Raw genomic sequence first — 13,643 nt, 5'->3', positions numbered from 1 at the left:
GCCGTGAAGCAAAAGCACATTAAACTAAAGTCTCACTGACAAAATGCCAATTATTCATAAACTGGCGAGACACAATACTAAGAAGGAAATCCACTATGACATCCTGGTTGAAACGCACACTGGTGACCGTGTCACTGGCAGTCAGCCTGCCTGTAGCCGCGGCCAACTACACCATCGGTACCGGCAGTCAGAGCGGCACTTACTACCCCTTCGGCGGCATGCTGGCCAAGGTGTGGAGTGAAAACATCAAAGATTTCAACATGCGCGCCGAAGTTACCGCCGCTTCTGTTGAAAACATCATTAAAGTAGCTTCTGGCCAACAGTTGGCCGGTATCGCCATGGGCGACTCCGTGCTGGCCGCCATGAAAGGCGAAGCGCCTTTCCGCCGCCCCATGAACGTCAGCGTTCTGTTCGCCCTGTACCCCAACGTGGTGCAGTTCATCGTTCCTGCCAACTCCAGCATTAAGTCCGTTGAAGACCTCAAAGGCAAAAAAGTGTCTGTTGGCGCCCCCGGTTCCGGTACCCGCGTAGGTTCTACCGCCATCCTCAAAGCCCTTGGCATCAATGAAGGCGACTTCAAAGCCCAGAGCCTGAACTACACCGCCACCACCGAAGCCCTGGCCAACGGTCAGATTGACGCTGGCGTTATCATCGGCAGCGCCGGTGTCGGTGCCATCACCGAGCTGGCCCTGACCCGCGACGTTCGCGTGCTGTCCTTCAGTAAAGAAGAGCTGGCCAAGATCCACGCTGCCCTGCCCGCCTATGCCGGTATGGACATCCCCGCCGAAACCTATAACAAGGTACCGGCCTTCACTGCCCCTGCCGTTTGGAACGTGCTGGTTGTGAAGAAGGATCTTGACCCGAAACTGGCCACCGAAATGGTGAAGACCGCTTTTGCTAACATGGACAAGATCAAAAACGTCATCGCCGATGCCAAAAACACCACCGTTGCTAACATGGAACGTCTCGAAGGTGCGCCTCTGCACCCAAGCAGCCTGGCTTATTACAATGAGATGAAAGGCAAATAAGCCCCATGCAGCAACAAGAAGTCGCAAAAGAACCCGTCAAGCTTGGCGGGTTCGATTATTTAATCGGGGCTATTGCGATAGCCCTTACTGTTTTCCAGATTTGGCATGGCCTGGCTGCTGAACTCTCCGCGCCGGTGTTCCTGCCCATCCACTTGAGCTGGGTGCTGGTCCTCATTTTCCTAGTCAAACCCACCTTCAAGAAAGACGGTTCCCCCAACGGTCTCTATGTTCTAGGTCGCGGACTCGATTTTATCTGCGCCCTTATCGCGGTTTGGGCAGGCTATCGCCTGTCGCACTTTGATTATGACGACCTGAGCTTCCTGCTGGACGGTCTGGGTAACGTGGATCTCTACACCGGCGCCGTGCTTATCGTACTGCTGCTGGAAGCCACGCGCCGCACCGTGGGCTGGGTGATGAGCCTTATCGCCATTCTGTTCCTGGTGTATGCCCTGTGGGGCAACCTGCTGCCGGACGAATTTGCCAGCAAAGGTTTTGATTTGCAGGAGCTTATTCGCTTCCACATCTTCTCAACCAACGGCGTATTCGGCGCTCCGCTGGCTATCTCCGCGGGCGTAGTGTTCGTGTTCGTGCTGTTCGGTGCCTTGTTGCAGGTAACCGGCGCCGGCCAGTTCTTTATCGACTGCGCCTTCGCCATTGCCGGCCGTTATCGCGGTGGCCCGGCCAAAGCGTCGGTGTTGGCCTCGGCGGCTCTGGGTTCCATCTCCGGTTCGGCCATCGCCAACACCGTGACCACCGGCGCCCTGACCATCCCGATGATGAAAAAGCTCGGCTACAAGCCCGAGCAAGCCGCCGGCATTGAAGCGGCAGCCTCCACAGGGGGCCAGATCATGCCGCCGGTCATGGGCGCTGGCGCCTTTGTAATGGCGCAATTTACCGGCCTGCCCTACTCCGAGATCCTCTTGGTCTCCATCGCGCCGGCCATCCTGTACTTCTTCTGTACCTTGCTGTACGTGCACTTGATGGCCTGTAAGCTCGGTCTCAAGGGCATGGACAACGTCGAGAAAGTGCGGGTCGTGGTAAAACAGGGCTGGCATTACCTGGTGCCGCTGGTACTTATCACCGTGCTGCTCTTGATGAGCTACTCACCGGTGCTGGTGGGCCTGGCAGGCTGCTTGGCCATTGTGCTGGCTGCCTTTAGCCGCCGCAAAACCTGGGTGAAGTTCTCAGCGCTGCTCGAAGGCCTGCGCGACGGCGCCTTGATGATCCTCCCCATCAGCGCCGCCTGTGCCACGGCCGGTATCGTGGTGGGTGTGGTCGGCCAAACCGGTATCGGCCTGCAATTTACCCAGGCACTGCTGGCGCTGTCCGGTGGCTACCTGTGGGGCGCCTTTATCCTTATCGCCATCGCTGCTGTGGTGCTGGGTATGGGCCTGCCGGTAACTGCGGCTTACATCGTGCTGTCGGTGATGGCGGTGCCGGCCCTGAACGAATTTGGTGTACCGGTATTGACCGCGCACCTTATCGTGTTCTGGCTGTCCCAGACCTCCAACGTGACCCCGCCCATCGCTCTGGCTGCTTTTGCCGGCGCCGGTATCGCTGGTGCGTCGCCGATGAAGTCATCCGTGCAAGCCTTCAAGCTCGCCTTTGGCTTTTTCATCATCCCGCTGATGATGGCCTACTCCGGGCTGCTGTGGCGCGCCGATGAAACCGCCTTTGACTTCACCGTGGCCATCCTGGCGACCATCGGCCTTATTATCTCCTTCGCCTGTGGCGTGGAAGGCCGTCTGGTAAACCGCTTGGGCCCCGTGCTGCGCGTGGTATTGCTGGTCATCGCCTGCCTGATGCTGGTGCACAACCCGGTGCTGCGTATCAGCGCACTGGTAGTGCTGGCCGCCATCATGCTGTGGGACTGGAAAAAAGGTAAGGCTGACGATTAATCAGCCCCTTGAGATAAAAATACCGGGCCTTGCCCGGTATTTTTTACCCCGCGCTCAGTGGCCTTTGCCGGTAATGCCAGCCGCCCTCGCCCTGCTCAAAGAGCAGCTGATGGGTGATCCCCACCGGCATGTCTTCATCGTGGTGGCTTACCAGCAGCAACTGGCTTTCCCCTTTGGCCATCAGCAAGCTCAAAAAGCCGTTAATTTGCTGACGGTGCCCTTCATCAATGCCCTGGTAAGGCTCGTCGAGAATAAGCAGCGGCGGGTGTTTAACCATGGCTCTGGCGATAAGCAGCAAGCGCTGCTCCCCATAAGAGAGCGATAAAAAGGCGCTGCCCGCTTTATGCGCCAGGCCAACAATGCCAAGCCAGCGCGCCGCCAACTGCCGCAGGTTGTCACCGGCGCTTTGGTAAAGGCCAATGGAATCAAAATACCCCGACAGCACCACCTCAAGGGCGCTGCAATTGACCCGGTAGGCGCCATGCAGAGCTGGCGACACCAACCCCTGCTGCTGGCGAATATCCCACAAGGTCTCCCCGGAGCCGCGCTTTTTGCCAAAAAGGTACACCTCGTTACTAAAACCCTGGGGATTCTCGCCGGTCAGCACCGACAGCAACGTGGATTTACCGGCGCCATTGGGCCCGGCGATTTGCCAGTGCTGGCCCGGCGCTAAAGTCCAGCTCAGGCCGTCGATAATAAGGTTGTCCTGGTAGCTCACCTTGAGGTTGTCGACTTTCAACAGCGGCCGGCTCACCTCCGGCAAGGCTTTAGGAGCCGGTGGCAACTCGGGCAGCACCTGTTGCTGGCGCTCGCCAAGCAGCGCCTTTTTGTCGCTAAGGCGCGTTAACACACAGCGGTCCATCAGCGCCACCTGGGGGCAAAAATCCGGCACTTCGTCCAGGCGGCTTAGCGCCAGAACCAGGGTAGTGCCTTGGCTGTTGAGGGTTTTAAGCTCACTCATCAGCGCCTGGCGCGCGCCCTTATCCAGGCCGCTAAAGGGCTCGTCCAGCAGCAACAGCGATGGCTCGTCCAGCAACGCTTTGATAAGCAGCAACTTTCGCCCTTCGCCGCTGGAGAGCACGGTAAAGGGCCGATCCAGGGCATGGCCCAGGCCAAAGGCGTCAACCAGCGCCAGGGCTTTTGGCGCCAAGGTAGCGCCCAGCAGGGTGCGGGCACTGGGCACCAGCGCTTCGTCGTCTTTGACCCAATCGGTGTTGGCGTCTTTAAAAGCCTCATCCCACAGCGCCAGTTGCCGGTCCATGGACACCAGGGCGTCGCTCTTTGGGCCGGTTCGCTCCCCGGCAAGCAGCGCTAATTCCCCGGCGATGGCCCGCAGCAGCAGCGATTTACCGGCGCCGTTGCCGCCGGTGACGGCAAGGCAGCCGCCTTTTTCCAAGCTCAAGGCTGGCACCTCGAGGGACAGCTCTTGGGTTACCCGAAACCGGGCCTCTTTGATACTCCACATACAACGGCTCCCTGGGTCAAAAAAGGCGCCCTTGGGCACCTTTTTGTTTTTGTCACAAAGCCGTTATCGGCGCAAGGGTGCTCAAACCCTTTCCAACAGCATGGCAATGCCCTGCCCCACGCCAATGCACATGGTGCAAAGGGCGTAACGCTCACCGCTGCGGTGCAGTTCGCGAGTGGCGGTCAGCACCAGGCGGGCACCGCTCATGCCCAGAGGATGGCCGATGGCAATGGCGCCGCCGTTGGGGTTGACCCTGGCATCGTCGTCCTTGAGGCCAAGTTCGCGCAGCACCGCCAGGCCCTGGGCGGCAAAGGCCTCGTTAAGCTCGATAACGCCAATCTCATCAAGGCTGATGCCGGTCTGCGCCAACAGTTTTTTCACGGCAGGTACCGGCCCAATGCCCATCACCCGGGGCGGCACCCCGGCGGTGGCCATGGCCACGATGCGCGCTTTGGGGGTCAGGCCATGGCTCTCGGCAGCGGCCTTGGAGGCAACGATAAGGGCGGCGGCGCCGTCATTGACGCCCGATGCGTTACCTGCGGTAACAGAGCCGCTGCCATCGGGCTTAAACGGCGCCTTGAGGGCGTTAAGGGCTTCAAGGGTGGTGTCCGGGCGCAGGTGCTCGTCGGCACTGAATTCGAGGGTTTTACCGCGGCCTAGGGCTACGGTCACCGGCATGATCTCTTCGGCCAAAATACCCTTTTGCTGGGCTTTGGCGGCCTTCTGCTGGCTGGCAAAGGCAAAGAGATCTTGGTCTTCACGGCTGACATTAAAGTCATCTGCCACGTTTTCGGCGGTTTCCGGCATGGCGTCCACCCCGTACTGGGCCTTCATGCGCGGGTTGATAAAGCGCCAGCCGATGGTGGTGTCGTAAAGGCCGTTGGGCTCGCGGCTAAAGGCCTTCTCGGCTTTGCCCATGACAAAAGGCGCGCGAGACATGGATTCGACCCCGCCTGCCAACACCAGCTGCTGCTCACCGCTTTTGATGGCGCGGGCGGCAATGCCGATGGCGTCCATCCCCGAGCCACAAAGGCGGTTGACGGTGGTGCCGGGGACCGATTCGGGCAGCCCGGCCAGCAGCGCCGACATCCGGGCGACGTTGCGATTGTCTTCACCGGCTTGGTTGGCGCAACCAAACACCACGTCGTCGATGGCGTCGGGGGCCAGCTTAGGGTTATTTTCCAGCAGGAATTTGAGCACCATGGCCCCCAAGTCATCGGGGCGAACCGGTGCCAGGGCGCCACCGAAGCGGCCCACGGGGGTACGGATACCGTCGCAGATATATGCATCAGTCATAACATGCTACCGAGTTGAAGGGGCCGGGCGGCTGCCCGGCCCGAAATATCAGGCTTTGCCTTTTTTCAGTGACTGCCAGTAACGGAAGCCGGCAAAACCCAGGGAAAGCAGCGTCAGAGCCAGAAAGAACCAGTCGATGGGGCTGCGGAAGAAGACACTGGCTTCGCCCTTGCCAATCAAGATGGTGCGGCGCAGGTTGTCCTCGAACATGGGGCCGAGGATGAAGCCAATCAAAAACGGCGCGGCAGCAATACCGGTGCGGTTGAAGATGAAACCAACAATACCGAACAGCAGCATGATGCTGATATCAAAGGTGTTGTTGTTCACCGCATAGGCGCCGTAGATACAGAACATCAGCACCACCGGGAACAGCACCGCCTTGGGAATGTCGGCGATGAGCGAGAAGTAGCGGATGGCCACCTTGCCGGTGATAAAGAGCACCACAGAGCTCAGCATGATGCCGCAGAACAGGGCATAGATGAGGTTGATGTTTTCCTGGAACATCAGCGGGCCCGGCGTCAGGCCGTGCAGCATAAAGGCGCCGAGGATGATGGCGGTGATCACATCCCCCGGAATGCCAAGAGACAGCAGCGGAATGAGGGTCGCCCCGGCCACGGCATTGTTGCCCGACTCGGCCGCCGCTACCCCTTCGATTTCCCCTTTGCCGAAGTTGTCTTTGCGCGGCGAGGTGCGGCGCGCTTCGGAGTAGGAAATAAAGGACGCAGCGGTGGCGCCGGTGCCGGGAATGGCGCCGATGATCACGCCGATAACCGAGCCTCGGATGATGGTTTTTAGCGACTGCTTAAGCTCGCCCATCGTCACAGAGGCGCCCTTGGCAGCGGACTGGATATGGGGCTTGGCCTTGGTCAGGTAGAAATCGAGGATCTCCGGGATGGCAAACAGACCAATCAGCAGCGGCACGAAGTTGACCTTGTCCATCAAATCGAAGTTGTCGAAGGTCAGGCGCTGGGTGCCGTACACCGCATCGAGCCCGATGGTGGACACGATGATGCCAAAGGCGGCAGCGATAAGGCCCTTGAGAATGGAGTTGCCAGACACCGAAATGATGATGGTCAAGCTAAAACAGATCAGCCAGAAGTATTCCGGCGGGCCGAAACTGAGGGCAATTTTCGCCAGGTAACCGGCCAAGAAGATCAAGGACAGGTTGGAGATGAAATCGGCGATGCAAGAGGCATAAAGGGCCATTTGCAGGGCCTTCTTGGCCTGGCCTTGCTGGGCCAGCGGGTAGCCGTCAAGCAAGGTACAGGCCGAAGCCGGCGAGCCGGGGGTTCGAATCAAAATAGCGGTAATGGAGCCGCCGTACATGCCCCCTTTGTAGATCCCCACCAGCAGCAAAATGGCGGTGATGGGCTCCATGGCAAAGGTAAAGGGCAACGCCAGGGCGACAGCCATGGTGGCGGTCAGGCCAGGAATGGCACCGATGATAACGCCGATAAGCACGCCAACGGCAATCATCAGCAGGTTGTTCCAGCTCAGGAAAAGGCTGAGCACCTCGTGAAAGTTTTCCATCCGATACGTCTCAAGTGTGTTTCAGGGCGAGCCGGCGACGGCTCGTCGCGTCCTTGCATCGGATCACCACAGGTCACCGCTGGGCAATGGCACATTCAAGCCACTGATAAAGGCCCAGCAAACGGCCAGTGGGAACAGCACAGCAAATACGTACAGCAAAGGGTGTCGCACCTTAAGGGCGGCAAAGAGCAATAAGGTGGCACCAACTCCGCTGACCATGGCACCAAGCCATTGAAAGCCAAAGCCGTAAACCACCAGGGCCACAAAGATGCTGGCGTACTGGGCAAAGGGAACGTCTTTTAGCAGGCGCTCCTGGCTGTTGCCTACCTGGCGGGTCAAGCCGCCGAGGATAAGGCCCAGGCTCAGTACCAGCACTATCCAGCCCATCACCTCGGGCAAGAAGCGCGGTGACAGCAGCGGGTGCTGCATGTAACCGGGTTGTTCGATGTAGTTGGGCACCAGCTCCCACAGGAACACGGCCGAGGCCACCAGAAACACCATGCCCAAAAGGACATCGACGTTAAAATGCAGGGTGCGGGATTTGGGTTGGGTCATGGAAAGGCTTTCCATCGGTCTTCTCCTCGGGCGGGGTTGCCCCCGCCCTTGGTCTATCAGTTGCGGCGGATGCCGGCTTCTTCAGCCACGGCGGCCCACTTTTTCACGTCTTTGGCTACGAATTCCTTGAAGGCTTCGCCTTGTTCGGTGGCAGGTTCGGCACCGATCTGCGGCAGGAACTGCTTGAAAGCGTCGCTGGCCATGACTTTGGTGAGGGCGGCTTGCAGTTTGGTTACCGCTTCATCAGACATCTTCTTGTTGGCAATCAAGCCGAACCAAGCGGAGGTTTGATAATCGGCAAGACCCAAGTCTTTACCCGCTTCAGCGATGGTAGGTACGCCAGGCAGGTAAGGAGAGGGGTGAGTGGTGGTTACCGCCAGGGCTTTGAGCTGGCCACCTTTAATAGAGGGCAGCACCGCGGGCAGGTTTTCAAAGGACAAGTCTACGTCGCCGGAGATGAGAGCCGGCAGCGCTTCACCTGAGCCACGGAACGGCACGTGCACCATTTTGCCGTGGATCATGCTTTTAAAGAGCTCGCCAGACATGTGGATGGAGCTACCCACACCGGAGGAGCTAAAGGCCATGCCGTCTTTCTCACGGGCCGCCTTAACTACATCCGCCACGCTGTTGTAAGGGCTGTTGGCCGGTACCACCAGCACGTTGGGAATGTTGATGACGTTACGGATAAAGCGAAAATCATTCACCGGATCGTAGCGCAGGCCAGGATAGATGGCGGCGCCGATGGAGTGGCCCGGTGAGGCCATCAGAATGCGGTAGTTAGGGTCGCGGGCTCGGGTCAGTTGCGCAGTGGCAACGGTGGAGCCGGCGCCGGGGCGGTTTTCAACGATAACCGGCTTACCCAGTTCCCCTTGCAGCAAGTCGGCAACGCGGCGCGACAGGATGTCGGTGGTACCGCCGGCGGCGTAAGGCACCACCAAGGTAATGTTTTCCTGCGGCCAGTCTCCTGCCGCGCTGGCAGATGACGTAAAGGAGAGCGCAGCTGCGGCTCCCATGGCAAACAGAGCCCCCACAAATGTGCGTTTTTTCATCGTTATCACCTCTCGTTCGATTATCGAACTTTTGTTCGTAAATGCTGACGATTAGACTCTTGCATGAAAGTGCAGGCCGATCAAGCCAGTTACGACTAAAGGCTATGGCAATTTGCATTTTACGGAAGCGTAAAGAGGCTAACGCCCTGTAACACGGGGCCTTTCGTACAGATCCGTCCAGTTCAGGGCACAAAACCCCCTGCAAAGTCCCTTGACAAGGCCTTAAGGCAGCTCTTACGCTTTTCATTAATCGAACATATGTGCGATATACGAACATAGAGGAAATCATGGCTCAGCACTTGACCTTAACGGAAGCCATCAGTCGTTATGTTCTGCCCGGCAGTACAGTGGCGATGGAAGGCTTTACCCACCTTATCCCCTTCGCGGCAGGACACGAGATCATCCGTCAGGGGATCACCGGCCTGACCCTTATTCGCATGACCCCAGACCTTATCTATGACCAGCTCATCGGTATGGGCTGTGTCGACAAGATGATGTTCTCCTGGGGCGGCAACCCCGGGGTGGGCTCCCTGCACCGCTTTCGCGATGCCTTCGAGAACCACAACCCCAAACCCCTTGCCATCGAAGAACACGCCCACGCCGCCATGGCCAACGCCTATGCAGCCGGCGCCAGTGGCCTGCCGGTCGCCATTTTTGACGGCTACCAGGGCACCTCTTATGCCAGCGTCAACCCCAACATCAAGTCGTTCACCTGCCCTTTCACCGGCAAGGTGTTGGCGGCGGTGCCGGCCATCAACCCGGACGTGGCCATCATCCACGCCCAAAAGGCCGACAAAGAAGGCAATGTCTGGCTCAAAGACATCGTTGGGGTGCAAAAAGAAGCGGTGTTGGCAGCCAAGGTGGCCATTGTCACCGTTGAAGAGATTGTCGAGAGCGTAGATGACAGCCAAGGCGGCACCATCATCCCGTCTTGGGTGATTGAAGCGGTGTGCTGTGTGCCCATGGGCGCCTTCCCTTCTTATGCCAGCGGCTATTACCCTCGCAACAACCGCTTTTATATCAAGTGGGATGCCATAGCGCGGGATCACGCCACCTTCAGCGCCTGGATGCAGCAATTCGTGCTGGACACCCAGGACCACCAGCAATTCATGGATAAACTGCGCGAGGCCGATTATGTCTGAGGCGAGCTACAGCTCTTCTGAAATGATGACGGTGGCGGCATCTCGGATGCTGGCCGAAGACGATGTCTGTTTTGTCGGTATCGGCCTGCCAAGCGCGGCGGCCAACATGGCGCGGCTAAGCCACGCCCGTAACATCAAGCTGATTTATGAAAGCGGCACCTTAGACACCAAACCGCAGGTGCTGCCGCTGTCTATCGGTGATGGCGAACTGGCCGATACCGCCAAGGGCGTGGTGTCGGTGCCGGAGATGTTCCGCTACTGGCTGCAGGGCGGCAAAATTCGCACCGGCTTCCTGGGCGCCGCCCAGATTGACCGCTTTGCCAACATCAACACCACCGTCATTGGCGACTATGCCAATCCCAAGGTGCGCCTGCCTGGCGCTGGCGGCGCGCCGGAGATAGCCTCTCACTGCCAGCGGGTGCTTATTACCCTCAAGCATTCCAACCGCGCCTTTGTTGAAAAGCTCGATTTTATTACTTCGGTGGGCTTTCTCGATGGCGGCGACAGCCGTGAAAAGCTTGGGTTGCCCGGCAAGGGCCCGGCCATGGTGATAACCGATCTGGGGATATTGGAGCCAGACCCGGTGAGCCGCGAGCTGACCCTGACCTCAGTGCACCCCGGGGTGAGCGTCGAGCAGGTGGTTGAAGCCACAGGTTGGCCGCTAAAAGTGGCAGACAAGGTGGCCATCACCCCTGCCCCAACCGAGCAGGAGCTGGCCATATTACGGGACTTGAATGCCCGGACCCAGGCCGCCTACAACTGAACAATCACGGCAGCGATGCCGTGATTTTTTTTGCGGTTTCTTCCAGTAGCGGCACGAATTCGGCGATCAGTTTTTCTTTCGAGACCTTGGACACATGGGTACTGACATTCAAAGCAAAACGGACATTGCGATGGCGGTCAAACACCGGCACCGCTACCGAGCGCAGGCCCAGTTCCAGTTGCTGATCGTTAATGGCGTAGCCTTGCTGGCGTACCTTGTCCACCTCTTCACGAAGCTGGCTGGCCTCAGTCAGGGTGTAAGGGGTAAGGGCCTCAAAGGGCGCCTCGGCCAGGAAGATGTCGAGGTGTTCCTGCGGCATGGCAGCCAACAGTACCCGGCCCATGGACGTGGCGTAAGCGGGCAGCTTGGCGCCAATTTGCAGGTTGATGGGCAGCAGGCCGCGCACCGGCACCCGGGCAATGTAGACGATACTCTGGCCGTCCAGTACCGAGGCCGAGCACGACTCGCCAAGCTTCAAGGTCACCTCTTCCATGTAGCGGGTAATAACGCCGCCGAAGTTGAGGGTAGACAAGTAGCTGTAGCCCAGATCCAGCACCCGGGCGGTGAGGCGAAACTGTTTGCCGTCACTGCTCACGTAACCGAGCTTTTGCAAGGTCAGCAAGAAGCGGCGGGCCGAGGCGCGGGAGAGATCGTTCTTCTTGGCCACCTCGGTCAGGGTCATGGCCGGGGTTTGGGCATCGAAGGATTTAATGACCTCCAAGCCACGGGCAAAGGTGGCCAGAAAGTCTTTGTCTACGGTGTCGTTTTTTTGCTGCTCTGCCATGGCTTTTTATTGAATACCGAACATTTGGTGCGAATATCGCACATGATAGTCCCATCGCCAAGTTTCTTCAGGAGTTAATCTATGTCTTCAGCCCCTTATGTCCTTGTTACCGGCGGTGCCCGCAATATCGGCCAAGCCATCAGTTTGCGCCTGCAACAAGAGGGTTACCAGGTGATAGTACTGGACATCAACACCCCCGAGGCCCGCTCCCTGACCCACCACTACCAGATTGATTTAAGTGACGGCAAAGCCACCACCACCCTGGTTAAGGCCCTGGCCGAGGAGTTTGCCATCACCCGGCTGGTTAACAACGTGGGCCTGGTAAAACCGGCCTTGATGGAAGATGTCAGCGAAGCCGATTTTTTGCAGCTGATGCACCTCAATACCCTATGCGCACTGCACTGTGTGCAGGCGCTGAGCCCGGTCATGAAGGCCAGAGGCTTTGGCCGCATCGTTAACAACTGCAGCCGGGTGGTATTGGGTAAAACCGAGCGTAGCGCCTACAGCGCCAGCAAGGGCGCCTTGTTGGCCATGGCCCGCACCTGGGCCTTGGAGCTGGCGCCTTTTGGCATCACGGTGAACAACGTCGCCCCTGGCCCCATCGCCACCGGTGCCTTTTGGGAAAACAACCCTCCCGGCAGCCCCCAGGCTGAAAAAATCGTCAACAACATTCCGGTAGGCCGCATGGGCCAGCCCGAAGACGTTGCCCACGCCATGAGCTTTTTCCTCGACGAGCGCTCGGGCTTTATTACCGGCCAAACCCTCTATGTGTGCGGCGGCGTCACCACCGGGCTGGCACCGGTATGACCGAAGGGGCCCGCACCCTGCTAACACTGTTGATGTCCACCGGCCTGGCTCTGGCGGTGGCGCATCTCTTTTTGCCCATTCCTCTTTATTGGGGAGCCTTGCCGCTGTGGCTGGCGGCCCTTATCCAGTTGCCGAGGTTGTCGGCGCTGCTGAGAAACCAGGTGCTGCTGCTGAGCCTTTGTGGCCTGGCGCCCATGTCCATGGTGCTGTACATGGGCAAGGCGGTGGAGTGGCAGCGGGCCCTGGCCATCAACATGCCGCTGATTTGCATCATCATGGGCGCCGGCATGCTCAAACTGGTGTGCCTGCCCCCCAAGGGCAAGGAAGGCAAGCTGGCTCAGGGGCCAAGGGCGCTGTGGCAAACCTTGCTGGGGGTGCACGCCTTTTCAGCGGCCATCAACATGTCGGCGCTCTATGTCGCCGGTGACCGCTTAAGTGCCCACAAGCCGCTGACCCTCAACCAGGGCTCACTGCTGGCCCGCGCCTTTACCACCAGCATGTTCTGGTCGCCCTTGATGGCCGGCATGGCGCTGGCCCTTAGCTGGGCGCCGGGGGCCAGCCTTGGCAGCCTGATCCACTGGGGCCTGCCCCTTTCCCTGCTGATGATGGCCATCACCGTTTGGCAGATAAGGCTAAACGACAAAACCGAGTTCCTGGGTTTCAACGGTTTTCCGGTGTCATTGGGGTCCTTGGCCATTCCCCTGGTGCTCACCTTGCTGGTGCTGACCATCAGCCATTTTGAGCCCAGCCTTTCCATTCCGCTGCTGGTGTCGGGCGCGGCGCCCCTTATCACCTTGCTGATAAAAGGCCTGGGCGGCGGCCGCCAGGGGCTGGGGGACGTTGCCCGTCATGCGCGGCTGCAAATGCCAGCCATGGGCGGGGAGCTTTGCCTGTTCCTGGCGGCGGGGGTCTTTGCGGTGGGGCTTTCCAGCGCCTTTAACGCCCTGGGGGCCGGGCACATGGCGGTGACCCTCAACCACTGGCATACCGCCGCCATTTTGGTGGGAATAGTGGTACTTGCCTATCTGGGGCTGCACCCCATTGCCTCCATTGCCATTGCTGGCTCCTGGACCCAGGCGATGACGGTCGACCCCAACCTGCTGGCCTTTACCTACCTTGCCAGTTGGAGCATCGGCGTGGTGGCCAATCCCTTCTCCGGTACCATGCTGGCCATGGTGTCCCGCTATGGTCTGCCCTACCCGGCGTTGCGGCGCCATAACCTGCCCTTTGTGGCCGCAAGCCTGGCGCTTGCCATTGGCGCCATGATCTTTATCGCATAGGGCTGATTTTTATCGGAATATTGATAAGCTGGTGAGGTTGCCAGAA

12 protein-coding genes are annotated in these 13,643 nt (G+C 59.0%); 6 read left to right on the top strand and 6 right to left on the bottom strand.

What is annotated here, in order from left to right; translation table 11 throughout:
* The first annotated feature begins 95 nt into the window (after positions 1-95).
* The gene (locus AC22G1_RS09755) at positions 96-1,028 is read left to right on the top strand and encodes a TAXI family TRAP transporter solute-binding subunit (RefSeq protein WP_487316587.1); all 933 of its coding nucleotides are present in this window, start codon (positions 96-98) and stop codon (positions 1,026-1,028) included.
* Positions 1,029-1,033: 5 nt separating this feature from the next.
* Positions 1,034-2,926, top strand: coding sequence for a TRAP transporter permease (locus AC22G1_RS09750; RefSeq protein ID WP_487316586.1), 1,893 nt, complete (start codon positions 1,034-1,036; stop codon positions 2,924-2,926).
* Positions 2,927-2,969: 43 nt separating this feature from the next.
* Here the strand turns inward: AC22G1_RS09750 and modF are convergent, their stop codons facing one another.
* From modF to AC22G1_RS09725, 5 genes are all read right to left on the bottom strand, one after another.
* Positions 2,970-4,391 (bottom strand): molybdate ABC transporter ATP-binding protein ModF, encoded by a 1,422-nt coding sequence (modF, locus tag AC22G1_RS09745; RefSeq protein ID WP_487316585.1) that lies wholly within the window; start codon positions 4,389-4,391, stop codon positions 2,970-2,972.
* 81 nt (positions 4,392-4,472) lie between these two features.
* Positions 4,473-5,687 carry a 3-oxoadipyl-CoA thiolase gene (pcaF, locus tag AC22G1_RS09740; RefSeq protein ID WP_487316584.1) on the bottom strand — a complete coding sequence of 405 codons (1,215 nt, stop codon included), beginning with the start codon at positions 5,685-5,687 and terminating at the stop codon, positions 4,473-4,475.
* A 48-nt stretch (positions 5,688-5,735) separates the two neighbouring features.
* Entirely contained in the window at positions 5,736-7,217 is a 1,482-nt protein-coding gene (locus AC22G1_RS09735; RefSeq protein WP_487316583.1) for a tripartite tricarboxylate transporter permease, read from the bottom strand.
* Between the two features lie 63 nt (positions 7,218-7,280).
* Positions 7,281-7,787 carry a tripartite tricarboxylate transporter TctB family protein gene (locus AC22G1_RS09730; RefSeq protein WP_487316582.1) on the bottom strand — a complete coding sequence of 169 codons (507 nt, stop codon included), beginning with the start codon at positions 7,785-7,787 and terminating at the stop codon, positions 7,281-7,283.
* A gap of 41 nt (positions 7,788-7,828) precedes the next feature.
* On the bottom strand, positions 7,829-8,821 hold the full coding sequence (locus AC22G1_RS09725) for a Bug family tripartite tricarboxylate transporter substrate binding protein (protein WP_487316581.1): 993 nt from the start codon (positions 8,819-8,821) through the stop codon (positions 7,829-7,831).
* Positions 8,822-9,108: 287 nt separating this feature from the next.
* Between AC22G1_RS09725 and AC22G1_RS09720 the strand changes: the two genes are divergently transcribed.
* Together AC22G1_RS09720 and AC22G1_RS09715 are read left to right on the top strand one after the other, a co-directional pair.
* On the top strand, positions 9,109-9,963 hold the full coding sequence (locus AC22G1_RS09720) for a CoA transferase subunit A (RefSeq protein WP_487316580.1): 855 nt from the start codon (positions 9,109-9,111) through the stop codon (positions 9,961-9,963).
* Positions 9,956-10,726, top strand: a complete 771-nt coding sequence (locus tag AC22G1_RS09715) for a CoA-transferase subunit beta (RefSeq protein WP_487316579.1) — start codon at positions 9,956-9,958, stop codon at positions 10,724-10,726. Before AC22G1_RS09720 ends, AC22G1_RS09715 begins: the two co-directional genes overlap by 8 nt.
* A 4-nt stretch (positions 10,727-10,730) precedes the next feature.
* On the opposite strand, the gene AC22G1_RS09710 is transcribed toward AC22G1_RS09715, so the two are convergent.
* Positions 10,731-11,510, bottom strand: a complete 780-nt coding sequence (locus AC22G1_RS09710) for an IclR family transcriptional regulator domain-containing protein (protein WP_487316578.1) — start codon at positions 11,508-11,510, stop codon at positions 10,731-10,733.
* Between the two features lie 81 nt (positions 11,511-11,591).
* Here AC22G1_RS09710 and AC22G1_RS09705 point away from each other — a divergent pair, with 81 nt between their 5' ends.
* Positions 11,592-12,317 carry an SDR family NAD(P)-dependent oxidoreductase gene (locus AC22G1_RS09705; RefSeq protein ID WP_487316577.1) on the top strand — a complete coding sequence of 242 codons (726 nt, stop codon included), beginning with the start codon at positions 11,592-11,594 and terminating at the stop codon, positions 12,315-12,317.
* Complete coding sequence (locus AC22G1_RS09700; RefSeq protein WP_487316576.1) at positions 12,281-13,597, top strand: hypothetical protein; 1,317 nt, start codon at positions 12,281-12,283, stop codon at positions 13,595-13,597. The genes AC22G1_RS09705 and AC22G1_RS09700 overlap by 37 nt, the downstream gene beginning before the upstream one ends.
* The last annotated feature ends 46 nt before the right edge of the window (positions 13,598-13,643 follow it).

It is taken from the genome of Gallaecimonas zhanjiangensis (assembly GCF_057624825.1).
Note: the sequence above shows the minus strand (reverse complement) of the source record. Positions and strands in the feature narration are given on the sequence as shown.